Origin of the sequence: Nocardia sp. GP40, from assembly GCF_050434125.1 — a bacterium.
Lineage (GTDB): Bacteria > Actinomycetota > Actinomycetes > Mycobacteriales > Mycobacteriaceae > Nocardia > Nocardia albiluteola.
Map to the genome: position 1 here is coordinate 18,913 of NZ_JBNPVW010000012.1, position 16,919 is coordinate 35,831.

The 16,919-nt window shown below is 68.8% G+C and carries 14 protein-coding genes; 8 read left to right on the forward strand and 6 right to left on the reverse strand.

From position 1 onward, the window contains the following. The first annotated feature begins 116 nt into the window (after positions 1-116). Complete coding sequence (locus tag ABH933_RS31040) at positions 117-1,856, forward strand: amidohydrolase (protein WP_429423261.1); 1,740 nt, start codon at positions 117-119, stop codon at positions 1,854-1,856. A gap of 3 nt (positions 1,857-1,859) precedes the next feature. Here ABH933_RS31040 and ABH933_RS31045 read toward each other — a convergent pair whose 3' ends face one another. After that, positions 1,860-2,879: a sigma-70 family RNA polymerase sigma factor gene (locus ABH933_RS31045; RefSeq protein ID WP_429423262.1), complete on the reverse strand. Its 1,020-nt coding sequence runs from the start codon at positions 2,877-2,879 to the stop codon at positions 1,860-1,862. A gap of 94 nt (positions 2,880-2,973) precedes the next feature. Here ABH933_RS31045 and ABH933_RS31050 point away from each other — a divergent pair, with 94 nt between their 5' ends. From ABH933_RS31050 to ABH933_RS31065, 4 genes are all read left to right on the forward strand, one after another. Continuing rightward, positions 2,974-3,306: a hypothetical protein gene (locus ABH933_RS31050; protein WP_429423263.1), complete on the forward strand. Its 333-nt coding sequence runs from the start codon at positions 2,974-2,976 to the stop codon at positions 3,304-3,306. Positions 3,307-3,389: 83 nt separating this feature from the next. After that, entirely contained in the window at positions 3,390-5,828 is a 2,439-nt protein-coding gene (locus ABH933_RS31055) for a beta-glucosidase (protein WP_429423264.1), read from the forward strand. Positions 5,829-6,187: 359 nt separating this feature from the next. Further along, positions 6,188-8,251, forward strand: a complete 2,064-nt coding sequence (locus ABH933_RS31060; RefSeq protein WP_429423265.1) for a neutral/alkaline ceramidase — start codon at positions 6,188-6,190, stop codon at positions 8,249-8,251. A 63-nt stretch (positions 8,252-8,314) separates the two neighbouring features. Further along, positions 8,315-8,794, forward strand: coding sequence for a nitroreductase family deazaflavin-dependent oxidoreductase (locus tag ABH933_RS31065; protein ID WP_429423266.1), 480 nt, complete (start codon positions 8,315-8,317; stop codon positions 8,792-8,794). A 12-nt stretch (positions 8,795-8,806) separates the two neighbouring features. Here the strand turns inward: ABH933_RS31065 and ABH933_RS31070 are convergent, their stop codons facing one another. After that, a complete protein-coding gene (locus ABH933_RS31070; RefSeq protein WP_429423267.1) occupies positions 8,807-9,292 on the reverse strand; it encodes a universal stress protein in 486 nt (161 codons plus the stop codon). A 78-nt stretch (positions 9,293-9,370) separates the two neighbouring features. On the opposite strand from ABH933_RS31070, the gene ABH933_RS31075 reads away from it, so the two are divergent. Further along, positions 9,371-9,874 (forward strand): gluconokinase, encoded by a 504-nt coding sequence (locus ABH933_RS31075; protein ID WP_429423268.1) that lies wholly within the window; start codon positions 9,371-9,373, stop codon positions 9,872-9,874. A gap of 32 nt (positions 9,875-9,906) precedes the next feature. On the opposite strand, the gene ABH933_RS31080 is transcribed toward ABH933_RS31075, so the two are convergent. Next, on the reverse strand, positions 9,907-10,821 hold the full coding sequence (locus ABH933_RS31080; protein ID WP_429423269.1) for a dienelactone hydrolase family protein: 915 nt from the start codon (positions 10,819-10,821) through the stop codon (positions 9,907-9,909). A gap of 280 nt (positions 10,822-11,101) precedes the next feature. On the opposite strand from ABH933_RS31080, the gene ABH933_RS31085 reads away from it, so the two are divergent. Continuing rightward, positions 11,102-12,550, forward strand: a complete 1,449-nt coding sequence (locus ABH933_RS31085; RefSeq protein ID WP_429423270.1) for an ammonium transporter — start codon at positions 11,102-11,104, stop codon at positions 12,548-12,550. A 150-nt stretch (positions 12,551-12,700) separates the two neighbouring features. Here the strand turns inward: ABH933_RS31085 and ABH933_RS31090 are convergent, their stop codons facing one another. Next, a complete protein-coding gene (locus tag ABH933_RS31090) occupies positions 12,701-13,117 on the reverse strand; it encodes a MarR family winged helix-turn-helix transcriptional regulator (RefSeq protein ID WP_429423271.1) in 417 nt (138 codons plus the stop codon). After that, entirely contained in the window at positions 13,107-14,483 is a 1,377-nt protein-coding gene (locus ABH933_RS31095; RefSeq protein WP_429423273.1) for an MFS transporter, read from the reverse strand. Before ABH933_RS31095 ends, ABH933_RS31090 begins: the two co-directional genes overlap by 11 nt. 155 nt (positions 14,484-14,638) lie before the next feature. Between ABH933_RS31095 and ABH933_RS31100 the strand changes: the two genes are divergently transcribed. Beyond that, positions 14,639-16,060 carry an amino acid permease gene (locus ABH933_RS31100; protein ID WP_429423274.1) on the forward strand — a complete coding sequence of 474 codons (1,422 nt, stop codon included), beginning with the start codon at positions 14,639-14,641 and terminating at the stop codon, positions 16,058-16,060. Positions 16,061-16,087: 27 nt separating this feature from the next. Here ABH933_RS31100 and ABH933_RS31105 read toward each other — a convergent pair whose 3' ends face one another. Next, positions 16,088-16,717 carry a LysE family translocator gene (locus ABH933_RS31105; RefSeq protein WP_429423275.1) on the reverse strand — a complete coding sequence of 210 codons (630 nt, stop codon included), beginning with the start codon at positions 16,715-16,717 and terminating at the stop codon, positions 16,088-16,090. Positions 16,718-16,919 lie beyond the last annotated feature (202 nt).

Genomic DNA, 16,919 nt, shown 5'->3' on the forward strand with positions numbered 1-16,919 from the left:
CGGCGATAAGCGTTGTGCCTGCGACAATCGGCCGGGCGTAGTTCCCGGGAGCTCGACCCTATTGCGGTCATGGTGCAATACCGTTTCAGTGTCCGACGAATGAACAGGAGCGCGGCATGGGGATCAAACGACGCGGGCTCATGGTCGGCGGTGCGGTGGCGGCCGCGGCACTCGGTGGTGCGGCGGCGTGCTCGGCCTCGAGAGGCGCCAGGGCGGCCGACATGATCTTTGTCGGCGGTCCCGTCGTCACCGCCGGCCCCGGCGCGCCGGAGGTCGAGGCGCTCGCGGTGACCGGTGGGCGGATCACGCTCGTCGGGACCCGATCCGGGGTGATGGAGCTGCGGGGCCCGCACACGAAGGTGGTCGATCTGGCCGGGCGCGCGGTGCTGCCCGCGTTCGTGGAGCCGCACAGTCATCCCTCGCAGATCGCCGCCGCGCTGGCGCCACCTGCGGTCGATGTGCGGCCGTTCGTGGTGCCGACCGGTGCGGAGGTGCTGCGGAAGCTGACCGATGCGGTGCACCGCGCGCCCGCGGGCACGCCGGTGTTGTTGTACGGCATCGACATTCTGCTGCAAACCGATCTACAACTGCCGACGATGCAGCAGCTCGATGCGCTCGCACCGCACAATCCGGTGGTGCTGGTCGCGAACAGCGGGCATGCCGCCTACGCCAATTCCGCGGCGTTCGCGCTGGCGGGAATCACCGCCCGGACACCGGACCCGACCGGCGCGCGCTATGTGCACGGCCCGGATGGGCAGCTCACCGGCGAGGTGCTCGAGGTCGCCGCGATCATGCGGTTGGGCGCGCCGTTCGCCGAGAACGCCGAGTCGGCGATGCCGGGCAATATGCGCTGGGCCTACGGGCAGCTGGCCGGGGCGGGAATCGCGACCGCGAGCGAGCACGGCTACCAGGACTCCCAGCGTGGGCTGTACACCGCCATGGCCACGGACCCGGACTGCAAGCTCCGCATCCGCGCCTACGAGATCGGCACCCCGCAGCTGGCCGCCGACCGCGGACACCTCGCGCCGCGCACCTGGCCCGGTGGGGACACGCTGTTCGCCCAGATCGGGATGAAGATGTGGGCGGACGGCTCGCCCTGGCAGGGCAATATCGACACCACCTTCCCGTATCTCACCGACGAGACGACCGCCCGGATGGGCCTGGGCCCGCATCACCACGGCGGCATGAATTACACCCCGGAGCAGGTCCGGCAGCTGGCGACGGCCTTCGTGGGTCAGGGCTGGCAGCTGGCGTGCCATGTGCACGGCGATGCCGCCATCGATGTGGTGCTGGACGCCTACGAACACGCGCTGACCGGGATGCCGAGCGATCTGCGGGCGCGCCTGGAACACTGCGGCGCCATGCGCCCGGATCAGTTCACCCGGGCACGGCGGTCAGGCGCGACGGTGAGCCTGTTCATGGAGCACGTCTACTACTGGGGCGATGTGCTCATCGACGAGTTGTTCGGAGCCGAGCACGGCGCGCACTGGATGTCCGCGCGCGCGGCCCTGGACGCCGGGTTGCGGATCTCCTTCCACAACGACGGCACCGTCACCCCGCCCGGCCCGATTGGCAACATCGCGACCGCCGTCACGCGTGTCGCCAAGGGCAGCGGCCGGGTCCTGGCGCCCGAGCAGCGCATCGGCATCGACGAGGCCATTCGGGCCCAAACCATCGACGCCGCATGGCAATTGCATCTCGACTCCGATATCGGCAGCCTCGAGCCGGGCAAGTGCGCCGATCTCGTCGTGCTGTCCGGCAATCCGCGCACCACGGCTCCGGAACGCCTGCGCGAGTTGACCGTTCAGGCGACCTACCTGATGGGCCGGCAGACCCACGGCGACACGCTTGCGTGAGGTCTAGTCGCTCCGGCCTGCTGCGGTGAAAGTCTCAGGGATTCCGAACCTTTCCGGCCGACCGGGGGCGAGGAAGGTCACGACTCGCGCGACGCCGCCCTCGACCACCGACAGCACCTGGATGCAGAAGAGGCGGTAGGTGTCGTCCGGTTCGCGTTCGTAGACCGCGAACGCGGGCGATCCGTTGGCGCGGATGGGGACCATGCGCCACCGCCCCGGCGTCCGCAGGACGTTGTCGGCGAGGAATTCGCAGACGGCCTCGCGGCCCGAATACCACGTGGGGACGGGCGGCATCTCGAATTCCACCTCGGCACGCAGCAACTCGGCGAGGCCGCGAACATCGGCGTGTTCGAATGCGGCGGCGTAGCGGTCGAGCAGGGTCCGGATTCCCGGCTCGTCCGGCTCGCTGAGCTCGTCGGGTACCGGGCCGGCCGCGGCGAGCTGGGTGCGGGCGCGTTGCAGTGCGCTGTTGACGGCCGCGGTCGTGGTGTCCAGCATCGTGGCGACCTCGCTCGCCCGCCAGCCCAGGACGTCGCGCAGCACCAGGGCCGCGCGCTGCCGGGCCGAAAGGTGTTGCAGCGCTGCGATGAACGCCAATCGGATCGTGCTGCGGTGGCTCACCACCGATGCGGGGTCGCCCGTCGCGGCGTGCAGGATGCTGTCCGGCGCGGGCTGGAGCCAGGGGATGCCCCGCTCCGGATTCGCCGCCGAGGCGCCTACGGTGTCGACCGCTGTGAGCCCCGACGGCAGCGGGCGGCGCTTGCGGGTCTCCAGCGCCGTCAGGCACGCCGACGTCGCGATCTTGTAGAGCCACAGCCGCACCGACGAGCGGCCCTCGAATCGGTCGAAGTAGCGCCAGGCTCGAAGGTAGGTGTCCTGCACCATGTCCTCGGACTCGTCGATCGATCCGAGCATCCGGTAGCAGTATGCGAGCAGCTCGGGCCGATAACGGCCGGTGAGCTCCTCGAAGTCGGACAGCGCCACCGGCGCGCCCTCGCGTTCGACGGAATCCCGCAGGACCATGACGCTCCTTCGATTCGGCCGGACGTCTGCGGCCGCACCCGTTGTTCTGCGTGCCGCCCGGCTCCGGGCAGAGGTCTTCGTTATAGAGACAATCGTGGGCGGTAGAACTCATCGCGCCGGCGGGATTTCCGCGATCGCGTGGGGCCCGACAGTGCATCCGATCCTGATGGGTGGCCTGTTTCTGGCCGCGCTCGCGGCCGCGCCGGCGCAGGCCGCCACGGGCACGGTGATCATCAATGGCAATACCTATGTTGATCCGTCCGGATGTCTCGCATTCGGCAACGCCACGGTCCCACAGGCCATTGCCGACAATTCCAGTGCGTCCCTGACCGTGTACACGGCCACCAACTGCACCGGCCCGACGACGGGCACGGTTCCGCCGGGCGGATCGGGCACGTACGAGGCCGGGTCGGTCAAGGTCGGCTGACGGCGATTCTTAACCAACCGAGCACTCGGTCGGGTAGTCTCGGAAGCGATTCTTTCGCAGTCGAGACGAACGGGGCCGTGTGCATGAACGACCGGATCGAGGAGTTGCTGGCGAAGCTGGATCTGGCGGGAAAGGTGCGGCTGATCTCCGGCGCGAGCATGTTCCGGTTGGCGGGCGATCCGGCCATCGGGCTCGCCGATATGCCGGTCTCGGACGGGCCGTCGGGCGTGCGCGGCGAGCTGTGGGACGAACGCGACCCGTCGGTGAGCCTGCCCTCGGGCACGGCCCTGGCGGCGACCTGGGATCGTGAGCTGCTCGGCGAGATCGGCGCGCTGATCGCGGCGCAGGCCCGGCGCAAGAACGTGTACGCGGTGCTCGGGCCGACGGTCAATTTGCATCGATCCCCGCTGGGCGGAAGGCATTTCGAATGCTTCTCCGAGGATCCGATGCTGACCGCGGAGATCGCCGAGGCCTACGTGCGCGCCGTGCAGGCGCACGGGGTCTCGGCCTGCCCGAAGCACTACGTGGCCAACGATTCGGAGACCGACCGCTTCACCGTGAACGTGCGCGCGGACGATCGCACGCTGCGCGAGCTGTACCTGTACCCGTTCGAGCGCAGCGTGGCCGCCGGGGCCTGGATGGTGATGGCGGCCTACAACTCGGTCGACGGTGTCACCATGACGGAGAATCCGCTACTGGCCGAACCGCTCAAGGGCAGTTGGGGTTTCGACGGCGTCGTGGTGTCGGACTGGACCGCGGTGCGGTCCACCGAGGGCGCGGCCGCGGGCACCGATCTGTGCATGCCGGGACCGCCGATGCTGTGGGGCGAGCCACTCGAGCAGGCCGTGCGTTCGGGCCGGGTGCCCGAATCCGCGATCGACGAGAAGGTCAGGCGCATACTGCGTTTCGCCATGCGAGTGGGCGCCCTGGACGGAACACCGCGTGCCGTGCCCGAATTCGACGACGAGCGGGCGCGAGAGCTCGTGCGCCGCGCGGCCGCCGACGCGATGGTGCTGGTGCGCAACGAGGGCGTCCTGCCGCTGGACATCGGGAATGCCGCACCGGGCGAGAGGGATTCGGCATCGTCCGCCGGGAGATCGGGGCCTACGATCGCGCTGCTCGGCCCGGGGGCGGCCGAACCGCGATTCATGGGTGGCGGTAGCGCGACCGTCATCCCCGCTCACACCACCTCACCGTTGGAGGGGCTGAGCGCCGTGCTGCCGGTGGTGCACACCCCGGGCGTCCGGTTGTCGGACGCGCTTACCCCGGTGCCGCTCGAGCTGATCACCGATCCCGAGACGGGCACCCCGGGTCTGTCACTGCGATATCTGAACGGCGACACCGTGATCGACACTCAGCATCGTGCGGCGGGCAACCTCGTGCTGTTCGGCGACCCCGCGGCGGCGGAGGCCACCGAGATCGAGCTGAGGACCCGTCTGCGCGCCGACGTGGCGGGGGATTGGCGCATCGGCGTCGGCGCGATGGGACGGGTCCGGCTCGAAATCGACGGCGACCTGGCCGATTCCGGCGAGCTGGTCATGACCGGCGGCGATCCCGTTGCCGCACTGCTGGATCCACCGCAGCGCACGGTGCTCAGGACCCTGTCCGCCGGGCAGGAGGTCGACATCCGCATCACCATCGGGAATCTGACGCCGCTGCCGGGCCTGGGCGTATTCCTGGGCGTGACTTTCGGTGCGATGCGCCCGCGCCGCCCGGCGGCGGAGGAGTTCGCGGCGGCGGTGGAGGCCGCGCGCACCAGCGACGTCGCGGTGGTTGTCGTGGGCACCACCGAACAGATCGAGAGCGAGGGCATCGATCGGACCACATTGCGGCTGCCAGGACGCCAGGACGAACTCGTCGCGGCCGTCGCGGCGGTGAACCCGCTAACCGTCGTGGTGGTGAATTCCGGTGCGCCCGTGGAGATGCCGTGGCGCGACGACGTGGCCGCGGTGCTGCTGTCCTGGTTCCCCGGGCAGGAGTTCGGGGCCGCGCTCGCCGATGTGCTGACCGGCGTGCGCGAACCCGGCGGCCGCCTGCCGACCACCTGGCCCGTCCGGATGGAGGACGTCCCGGTGCTGCGCACCACTCCGGATGAGGACGGCGCGCTGGTCTACGAGGAGGGCGTGCACATCGGCTACCGCGCGTGGCTGCGTGCGGGCGTGCGGCCCGCATACCCGTTCGGGCATGGACTCGGCTACACGGAGTGGGAATTGAGCGACCTGACGGTCACCGGCCGCGTCGCGTCGCTGACCGTCAGGAACGTCGGCGAGCGGGCGGGCAAGCACGTCGTGCAGGCCTACCTGTCGCGCGCGGACAGCGCCATCGACCGGCCGGTGCGCTGGCTGGCCGCATTCGCCACGCTCACCCTCGAACCCGGCGCATCACGGCGAGTGGAGATCGCGCTGCCGCAGCGGGCGTTCGAGCATTGGACCGGCGAGGGTTGGGAGGTCGAACCCGGCGTCTTCACCCTGCATGTCGGCGGCTCTGTCGAGGATCTGCCATTCGGTGCGGACGTCCGCTGAGCGCGCCCGGCCGCATGCGCCCGGACCACGCGTGCGGTGCGGGTTCGGCCTGGCTGCGAACTGTCTGCCCTCTGCGCCACCGGTAGCGCCAGCGCTGGACTGGCCGCCTGGGCCGGGATCCTGTCAGGAAACATCTGATACCCCTCGTTTTGCTGTGTGCGCCATCGCCGTTCCCGTAGCAGATTTCCGGGTGTGTCCGCTGGTGAACAGCCCTGCCGCCGCCGATGATGGACCCGCGGGCTGGCGTACTGGTCACTTGACCAGTACGCTGCGCCGAACAGGTCTACAGCATGACGCAGGACACAGCGAGCGCCCACAGGGGCGGCGCCGCCCTGCCACACGAACGAAGGAGCGCGGCGTTGACGGTTTCGCGTCGATCGGTACTGACGGGCATCGCGGCCGCGGCGCTGACCGCCGGGGTAGCCGGAACGAATCCCGCTGCGGCCCAGCCCCTCCACCGCGACGCCGACGGCCAGGACTATCTGATCGGCTGCGGCATCGGCGATATCACCGGCGCCCCCGCGGGTCAGGGCATGATGGGTTACTCCGAGACCGACCAGGTGACCACCGGCCTGCTGATGCGCTGCTGGTCCCGGGCGTACATCGTGGTCGACCGGGCCACCGGCGGCCGCATCGCCTTCGTCAACACCGACAACGCGTGCCTGTTCCAGTCGGTGCAGCTCGAGGTGCTGCGGCGGCTGGCCGCGCGCTTCGGGGAGCTGTACACCGAACGCAACGTCAACCTCAACGCCACCCACAACCACAACTCCTGTGGCGGCACCGCCCGCGAATACGCGTACTCCGCCGCCGCGTACGGGTGGCAGCAGAACTCCTTCGAGGCCGAGGTGAACGGCATCGTCTCCGCGATCGCCCAGGCCCACGCCCGCCTGGCTCCCGGGACCATCCTGCTGGGGCACGGCGAACTGCACGACGCCAGCGCCAATCGTTCCATCCAGGCCTTCGCGCTGAACCCGGCCGAGGAGAAGGCGCTGTTTCCGCACGCGATCGACCCCCAGGTCACGGTGCTGCGGCTGCGTCAGGGTGGGCGGGACGTCGGCGCGATCACCTGGTTCGCCACCCACGGCACCTCGCTGACCGACCGCAACACCCTGATCTCGGTGGACAACAAGGGCTACGCCAGCTATCGCTGGGAGCACGACGAGATGGGCATGCGTCATCAGGACGGGCAGCCCGGCTTCCTCGCGGCCTTCCCGCAGACCAATGCGGGTGATATGACGCCGAATCTGAACTGCACGAAGATGCATCCGTCCGGGCCGACCACGGACCAGCGGCTCAATTGCTCGATCATCGGCGAGCGCCAGTATCAGGCCGGGCGCAAGGCCTTCGCGGCAGCGCGGCCGATGACCAAGGGCGGCGTGGATGCGGTGTCGCACTACGTGAACATGGCCGATGTCGCGGTCGACGGCTCGTACACTCCCGACGGCAAACCCGGGCGCACCACCCCGGCGATGATGGGCGCCGCCGCGGTCGCCACCAGCGAGGAGGACAACTTCAACTCGCAGGTGTGGTTCCTGCACGAGGGGGATTCGAATCCGGTCGTGGCGGCGCTGGGTGGGGTGAATTCAGCTGTCGAGCAGTGGATTCGGGATATGCAGGCGCCCAAGCTGATCATCCTGCCGCTCGGCGTCATGCCGCCGCGACCGTGGAATCCGCAGGTGCTGATGATTCAGATCATGCGCATCGGCGATCTCGTATTGGCTTGCGGCCCCGCGGAATACACCATCACCGCGGGCTACCGGATCCGCCGCCTGGTCGCCCACGCGCTGGGGGTGCCGCTGGAGAACGTGCTGATGCAGGGCTACGCCAACGGTTACAGCCAGTACGTGACCACGCCGGAGGAGTACGTTTCGCAGCAGTACGAGGGCGGGGAAACTCAGTTCGGCCGCTACACCCTGCCTGCGTACATGCAGGAATTCGACCGGCTGGCACGGGCGCTGGCCGCCCGCACCGACCTCGGCCGCGGCCCCGCACCGCTGGACTGGGCCTCCGGCCCGCAGCCGAACTTCCTGCCCGCGGCACCGCCGGACGCCCCCGTGGCCGGCCATGCCTTCGGCGACGTGCTGACCCAGCCCGGCGACTCCGTCCCCGGGCGCACCGTCGCCGCGGAGTTCTGCGGCGCCTACCCGACCAACGACTTCCACACCGGCGGAACCTATTTCGAGATCCAGCGCGCCGGCGGAACCGACTGGCAGCGAATCCACGACGACAACGACTGGTGCACCGAACTGCACTGGCGCCGCCCCGACGCTCAGCCTGCCGCCTCGATCGTCCGCATCCAATGGACCATCCCCGCCAACGCCCGCCCGGGCCGCTACCGAATCCGCTACACCGGCGACATCCGCGACGCCGCCGGCACGCTGACCCGTTTCACCGCCACCTCCGCGGAGTTCACCGTCGCCTGAATTCCCGGGCCCGGTAACGTGTCGGCGACAGGCGCGACATCGGCAGCGACTACCGTTGTGCGGGTGCCCAAGAGTCCACTTCCCGCCCTCGGTCGTGCGATCGGGCGTCGCCCGCTGGTGATGCGGGCCGCGCCCGCGATCCTGGCCCTGGAACGCCTGGTCCGGCGCGTCACCCGGGGCCGCCACGGAGTGCTGGACCTGGCGGGCCTGCCGTCTATGCAGCTGACCGTCCCGGGCCGGAAAACCGGTGTGCCCCGGACGGTTTCGCTACTGTATGTGCCCGATGGGCCGGACGCGCTGCTGCTGGTCGGTTCGAATTGGGGACGCCCGCAGCACCCGTCCTGGTCGGCCAACCTGAATGCCGCCGAATTCGCCGAAATCCACACCCGCGGAGAGCGTTTCGAGGTCAAGGTGCGGCGGTTGTCCGGTCCCGACCGGTACCGCGCCTGGAATCGGGCGCTCGCCGCGTGGCCCGGCTATGCGATGGAACAGCGCCTGGCCCCCGACCGGCCCTTTCGCCTCTACGAGCTCACCCGAATCTGATTCGCCAGGTGGTCACGGCACCACGGTTACCGGCCAGCGACCAGCCTTCACCAGCCGCACCGCGACCGATCCGACGAGCCGGTGCCCGGCCTTCTCCGAGGCGCCGACGATGACCGCGTCGGCCTTGAGCTCGTCGGCGGCCGCGGCCAGGCCGGTGTAGGCGTCGCCGCGGCGGGTCAGGAACTTCCACCGCGTGGTGTACACGTCCTTGACCCGCTCGGCGTGTTCGGCGATGGTGCGGGCGATGTCGTCGGCCATCTCGGCGGTCACGCCCTGTACGTCGGCGCCGTAGGCGCTCTGCATCGCCATGAACGGTTGCACGTACACGATCGCCAGCAGCGCGTGCTGGCGGCGGGCCAGCCCGCCGGCGTACGCGGCCGCGCGCCACGACGCGTCGCTGCCGTCCACACCCGCCAGCACCACCCGGGGTCCGTCGGTGCCCAGTTCGAATCCCGACCTCGCGTCGGCCGACCATTCCGGAGTCTTCTCCTGCGCCACGATTCGAGCCTAATCGAGCGGCGCGAGGTCGTCTGGGTGGTGGGGCATGGACCCGGCGCGTACCGGTAGGGTCGCCGAATGGCTAAATATCGGCTACCAGTGGCCGTCATGGGTGTGTCCGGTGCTGGTAAGTCGACCGTCGGGGTGCGGCTGGCGCGGGCGCTGGGTGTGGAGTACGAGGACGGCGACGACCTGCATCCGGCGGCCAATGTCGCGAAGATGGCGACCGGTCACCCGCTCGACGATGCGGACCGGATCCCCTGGCTGGATGCGGTGGGCGCGTGGCTGGCCGGTCACGGCGGGGTGGTGAGCTGTTCCGCGCTCAAGCGGTCCTACCGGGACCGACTGCGTGCTGCCGCGCCCGGGGTGTACTTCGTCGAACTCGATGCCCCGCGCGAGGAGCTGGTCCGCCGGATGACCACGCGCAGCAGCCATTTCATGAAGGTGCAGATGCTCGACTCGCAGCTGGCCACGTTCGAGCCGCTGGACCCGGACGAGCCGGGCATCTCCGTGGACGCCATCGCCGAGCCGAGCAGTATCGTCATGGAAGTACTTGCCGCACTGGAGATTCCCACCGAGTAGGGCCCATCCGGCGGGTCGATCGGCGGAACCGGTCAGCCGAGATGCTGTCCGTACCAGGCGGTCACCTTCTGCCAGGCCTGCGCGGCATCGGCCGCGTTGTAGCGCGGCCCGGTGTCGTTGAAGAAGGCGTGGTCCGCGCCCGGGGCGATGTACGTCTCGTGCGTCAGCCCCGCCTTGGCCATCGCAGCCTCCGCGGCCGGGCGCGTCGCGCCGACCCTGGCGTCGAGGCCGCCGTAGATCGCCAGGATCGCGGCCTTGGTCCCGGACAGGTCGCCGCCCTGTGGAAACGGCCCGTAGAACGGCGTCGCGGCCGCGATATTCGGGGTGCCCGCCGTAAGCACCATCCAGGTGAGCCCGCCGCCGAAGCAGAAACCGGTGACGCCCAGCTTCTTTCCCGGCACTCGCCGCCCGAGCTCGGCCGCCCCCGCCTGCAGATCGGCGACGAAGCGGTCCTGGGGGATCTTGCCCAGCGCCGCGGTGGCCGCCGCGGGCTCGGAAAACGTTGCGGTACCGCCCTCCTCGGAGAGCAGGTCGACCGCGAGGGCGCTGTACCCGATCCCGGCGAAGCGGCCGGTGACCGAGCGGATGAAGTCGGTGAGCCCGGTGTTCTCGTGGATCACCAGCACGCCACCGCGCGGCGAGGGCGCCGCCGCCCAGGCCGCCTGCAGCGTGCGGCCCTGCGGGCCGGGGAAGGTGATGGGGGAGGAGGGCAGCGCACCCGCCGCGCCGGGCGGCCCGGGCGGTGTGGTCGTCGGCGCGGCGGCGGGCGAGGAAGGCGCCTGGTTCGTGTCGCGGTTCGACGACGAGCACGCGGCCAGCAGCGCCGAGGCCGCGGCGGCCCCCAGTCCCATCATGCCCAGGCGGCGCATGGCCTCGCGACGGTCGAGTATGCCGTCGGCGTGGTCGGTCGCGATCTCCTCGGCGATGTACTGCTGCAACGGCTCCATGAGCTCACCCTAATGCGAGGTCGCAGGGCCCGGCGGGCATCCATCGAAGCTCGAGGTATCCTGTGGACAACGGTCGGGGATGATCTTGTACCGCTGGCGGATTTCCGTCGCCACGCCGGGAGACATCCAGAGTTAACGCGGCCTAACGTGGTCGAAACCTGATCTGGCCAGACTTTAGCTCACCGCTTGTGACGCGGCCCACGTGCGGCATCCGAGCGCGGCAAGGTCCCGGGCGGCCCCTCGCGAGCCTGCCCCAGTGTCGGCAGAGAGGGCGCCGAACATGACTCCGTATCATGATTGGCTCAACCCCGGCGACAACGCGTGGCAGCTGGTCGCGGCCACCCTCGTCGGACTGATGAGTATCCCCGGCATCGCCATCCTGTACGGCGGTCTCGTACAGAAGAAGTGGGCCGTCAACACCATGCTCATGGCCTTCACCGGGTTTGCCCTGGTGCTGGTCGTGTGGGTGCTGTGGGTGTTCAAGATGGGGTTCGGTGAACCCATGAAGCTCGGGCCGGGCATCCTGCGCGCGGCCGTCGGCGTCCCGCACACGATCCTGGGCAGCGACAACCAGAATCAGGCACTGATCCCACTGCTCGACGGGACGATGCCGAAGTTCCGGTTCAGCGAAACCACGCTGGCCTATTTCCAATTCGTGTTCGCGGGCATCACCCCGCTGCTGTTCCTGGGCAGCGTGATCGGCCGGATCAACTTCCGGGTGTGGCTGCTGTTCGTGCCGCTGTGGGCGACGTTCGCCTACGGCGTCAACGCCTTTCTGTTGTGGGGTGGCGGCTGGTGGTCGCAGATGGGTGCACTGGACTACTCCGGCGGGTACGTGATCCATTTGGCCGCAGGCACTTCCGGCTTCGTGGCGGCGGCGGTGATCGGCCCCAGGCTGGCCCGCGACCGCGAACGCGCGGTACCCAACAATCTGCCGATGGCCGCGGCCGGTGCGGGCATCCTGTGGCTGGGCTGGAACGGCTTCAACGGCGGCGACATGTACTTCTCGGGCGCGAATGCCTCCGAGGCCGTGATCAATACCAACCTCTGCACCGCGGTGGCGCTGCTGACGTGGGTGATCTGGGATCTGTTCGCGGGCCCGCAGCGCAAGCCGACCTTCCTGGGCGCGGTGAACGGCATGATCACCGGCCTGGTCGCGATCACCCCGGCGGCCGGTTTCGTGAACAGCTTCGGCGCCATGGTGATCGGCGTCGTCGCCGCGACGCTGGTGTGGCTGTCGTGGAACAAGCTGGGCCGCACCAGATTGTTCAAGAAGGTCGACGACGCACTGGGCGTCTTCCACACCCACGGCGTCGCAGGACTCGCGGGCGGCCTGCTCGTCGGCGTGCTGGCCGACCCGAAAATCATTGTGTACCTGGGTAATGGCAAGGACGTGCAGGACGTGTCCTACGGCGGCTGGCTCTACGGGCACCACCCGAAGCTGCTGTTGTGGCAGGCCGGGGCCGCGGCGACGGTGATCGTGTGGGATGCCTTCGTGACGTTCGTGCTGCTGAAGTTCCTGTCGCTGTTCATGAAACTGCGCATGGACGACGCGGCCCTGGAGAGCGGCGATATCGCGGCCCACGACGAGGAGGCCTATCCCGACGAGAGCCTGATCGGGGCGGGCGTGGCGAGTGTGGCGGGCGCGAGAGCGGCGGTTGCGGAAAATGGCAGCAGCGCACCACCTTCACGCTCGAGGTGGCGAGAGCGATTGTCCCGCAAGGAATAGCGGCACGATAACACGGGCAAGTCCGATAGCTGTCGCCCCGGGTTCGCGTCCCGGGGCGGCGGCGTGTGCGTCGCCGCCGGGGTGCGCTCGAGCCTCTCGCCGGCACGGAGGGCCGGGGATTCGGTACGGGCCGGTCCGGGACTCCGGGTGTCAGCGATCGATCTTGCGCAGCAGGTCTCGGAGTGCGAGCAGCTCCGAATCCGTCAGCACCCCCAGCGATTCCGGCGCGGGCTCGTGCGTCGCCAGCGCCTCCGCGACGACCTCGCGCCCGTGATCGGTGATCGACACCACCTTGCAGCGCCGGTTGCCCGGATCGACCGTGCGCAGCACCAGCCCGCGTTCCTCGAGATCGTTCACTGTCACCGTCGCCGCGGGGGAATCCATGGCCGCCGCGGCGGCGAGCTCCTTGACCGTCATCGAGCCCGATCGCAGCGTCCGCAGGATCTTGATCCGGCTGAAGGGCAGGCCCGTGCGCTCGGTGACCGCCCGCTTCCACTTGTCGCGGGTGCCCACGACGTGAAGTAGCAACTGCCACACCTCATCCGGTGTGGGTCCGTCATCCGGCATGGGTGGGAACCTTCTGTTCGAGCAGGTGGGAGATCCCGGTGCGGGACCGTTCGGCCCACGCGGTGTTGGCCGCCGCTCCGAGCCCGACCACGCCCACCGCCAGGCCCGCCAGCACCCACCATAGGCTCGCGCCGGACATGATGCCGCACAGCGCGACACCGATGCTCACTCCGACCTGACGGCTCGTGGACGCCACCGCCGAGGCGGCGCCCGCTCGATCCAGCGGCATGCCGCTCACGGCCGCCGTCGTGATCGGCGCGTTCACCATGCCGAAGCCGATGCCGAAGACCGCGAACATCACCGCCACCGCCCCGATGGGCGTGCCGGCGCTCAGGGTGGTCAGCGCGACCGTGGCCACGGTCATCAGGGTGCCCGCGATCAGCAGCGAGGGCCGGGTGCCGTAGCGGCCGACCAGCCGGCCCGACAGCGGCGAGCAGACGAGCATCGCGACGGCCATCGGCAGATACAGCAGCCCGGTGTGCGTGGCCGAATAGTGCCGCGTCCCTTGCAGATACAGCGAGGCGCTGAACATGAACGCGCCCAGGCAGGCGAAGGCGAACACCGCGATCACGGTCGCCGAGGCGAACGGGAAGCTCCGGAAGAAGCGCAGATCGATGAAGGGCGAGCGATGCCGGGACTCGACGTAGCAGAACGCGGCCAGCGCGATCGCCGTGATTACGAAGATCGCGGGGCGGTGCTCGATGAGCCCGAAGACCAGGCTGAACATCACCGCGATCGCCAGCACCTGGCCCGCCGGATCGATGCCGCGCCGGGTGATCGACTTGGATTCGGGCACATAGATCGTGGTGAGAACCAGGGCCGCCGCGCAGATCGGCAGGTTGATCCAGAACACCGACTGCCAGCCCAGCGCGTCGATGAGTACGCCGCCGACCATCGGTCCGAGTGCGGTGGAGATGCCGGTGACCGCGCCCCAGATGCCGACCGCGCGGGCGCGTTCGACCCGATCGGTGAAGACGGTGGTGATGATCGACATCGCCACCGGATTGAGCATCGATCCGCCGATCGCCTGCACGAACCGCGCCCCGATCAGCACGTCGATGCTGGGCGCGAGGCTGCACAGCAGTGAGCCGGCGGCGAAGACCAACAGGCCGATGCGGAATATCCGCTTGCGGCCGAAGCGGTCCGCGGTGGCCCCGGACAGCATCAGCAGACTGGCCAGGGTGAGGGTATAGATGTCCACGATCCACTGCAGCCGCGAGAACGGCGCGTGCAGGTCGGCCCGGATGGACGGGATCGCGACGTTGACGATCGTGGCGTCCATCGACGAGATCAGCAGGCTCAGGCAGCACGTCACCAGCACGATGGTCTTTCGGCGCGAGCTCAGCCCCGCAATCGTTGTGGACACACAAGGATTGTGAATCTACAACTGTTTTGAATGCAAGTACGAAAACTATGAACCATGCCACCGTATGGCGGGCCATGTAGACCATGCCGTTAATTGGCGGGCCATTTTTCCGGTAGCCGGGCGGACCGGCGGACCCACCCGGTACCGTGCGTGCCATGACGACGGACCGCAGAGCCGGGGCGCCGAGCGCGCCGGCGACCGAACCCACGGGTGAGGAAGAGGGCTACAAGCGAGGGCTCAGCCCCCGCACGATTCAGATGATCGCGATCGGCGGGGCCATCGGTACCGGCCTGTTCTACGGCGCCGGCGGGGCCATACAGCAGGCCGGGCCCGCGCTGATCCTGTGCTACCTGGCCGCGGGCGTGGCGATCTTCGTGATCATGCGGGCGCTGGGCGAGCTGCTGACCTATCGCCCGGTCTCGGGCAGTTTCGCCGAGTACGCCCACGAATTCCTCGGCCGCTTCGCCGGCTTCGTCACCGGCTGGACGTACTGGGCGGTGTGGGTGTCCACCTGCATGGCCGAGATCACCGTGGCCGGCAAGTACGTCAAATACTGGTTCGCGGTCCCGGAGTGGGCCACCGCCCTGGTGGTGCTCGGCGTGCTGTTCGCCGCGAATCTGATCTCGGTGCGCCTGTTCGGCGAGGGCGAGTTCTGGTTCTCCGCGATCAAGGTGACCGCGATCGTCGCGATGATCGTCATCGGCATCGGCGTGCTCGTCATCGGGTTCGGGCACGCGCCGAATCCGTCGGTGCGCAATCTGTGGGATCAGGGCGGGGTGTTCCCCAAGGGGTTCGGGCAGGCGCTGCTGGCGTTGCAGATCGTGGTGTTCGCCTATGTCGGCGTGGAACTGGTGGGCGTGACCGCCGGTGAGGCCCGCGATCCGCGTACCACGCTGCGCAAGGCGATCAACACGCTGCCGGTGCGGATCGGACTGTTCTACATCGGCGCGCTGTTGGTGATCATGTCGGTGGTGAGCTGGACCAAATTCCACTCGGGAACCAGCCCGTTCGTCGAGGTGTTCCAGCAGATCGGCATTCCCGGGGCGGCCGGGATCATCAACTTCGTGCTGCTGACCGCCGCGCTGTCCTCCTGCAATTCGGGGATCTACTCCACCGGGCGCATGCTGCGCAGCCTGGCGCTGCACGGGGAGGCCCCGGCCGCGCTGGGCGCGCTGAGCCGCCGGCAGGTGCCGTACACGGGCATCATCGTCTCGGCCGCGGCGATGGTAATCGGCGTGATCGTGAACGTCATCTCCCCGGACAAGGCGTTCAACTACATCACCTCGGTCAGCACGATCGGCATCATCGTCGTCTGGGGCATGATCCTGGTGTGCCACATGGTGTATCGCGCCAAGGTGCGCCGCGGCGAGCTCCCGGCCAGCGATTACCGCCTGCCCGGCGCCCCGGTGTCCAGCGTGCTGGCGCTGGGATTCCTGGGCCTGGTGGTGGTGCTGCTGTTCTTCACCGACAGCGGCCGCACCGCCGTCGTCGTGGGCGTGGTGTGGACGGCGCTGGTGTGCGCCGGATATCCGATCGTGAGTCGTCTTGTCCGGCGGCCGGATTCGGTGAACGCCTAGGGAATTACCGCTCGCGTTCGGCCGCCGCTACCGGCGGCCGAACGCGAGATCCAGGCCGAAGGTCACCAGCACCGTTCCGGTGATCGCGTCCATGGCCCGGCGCACGCCGTCCCGGTTCAACCAGGTCCGGGCGAAACCCGCCGCACAGATGATGACGGTGAACCAGATCAGACCCTCGATGTCGTGCACGGTCGCCATCGCCGTACCCATGAGCAGATGGGACGACCCGGCCGGAATGAACTGCGGCAGCATCGCCATATAGAAGACGCCGACCTTGGGATTGAGCAGATTCGTGCCGAGGCCGCGCGCCCAGGCCCGGACCACACCGCCGGACACCTCGACGGCTTCGGTCCCGACCGCCGCGGCCCGCCTGCGCAGTGCCCCGCGTACCATTCCCAGGCCCATCCAGACCAGATACATCGCGCCCACGATCCGCAGCGCGGTGTAGGCCATCTCCGACGCGCTGAGCAATACCGTAATGCCCGCGGCCGCGGCGACTCCCCATATCAGGGTGCCGCTGCCGACCCCGACCGCCGTGGCGAAGGCGTAGCGCCGATCTCGTCCGACCGCGGCGCGCAGTACGAGCGCGGTATCGAGTCCGGGAACAACGGTGAGCAGACCGGCGACAGCGGCGAACGACAACAGAGCGTGGAGCATTCCATCACGGTACCTACCAGGTCAATGTTTACACAATTCAATTGCGGGGTAACCTTTTATTTTCACCGTAATTGAACTATTCACGTGAAATGCGATGCGCCGCAATGGTTCCCATTTCTGGGAGGTTTCTTTCATTTGTGGTTGTGGTAAAGATCTGCTCGCACGAAACCACAACCGATGAAGGAAGTTTTCCATGATCGAA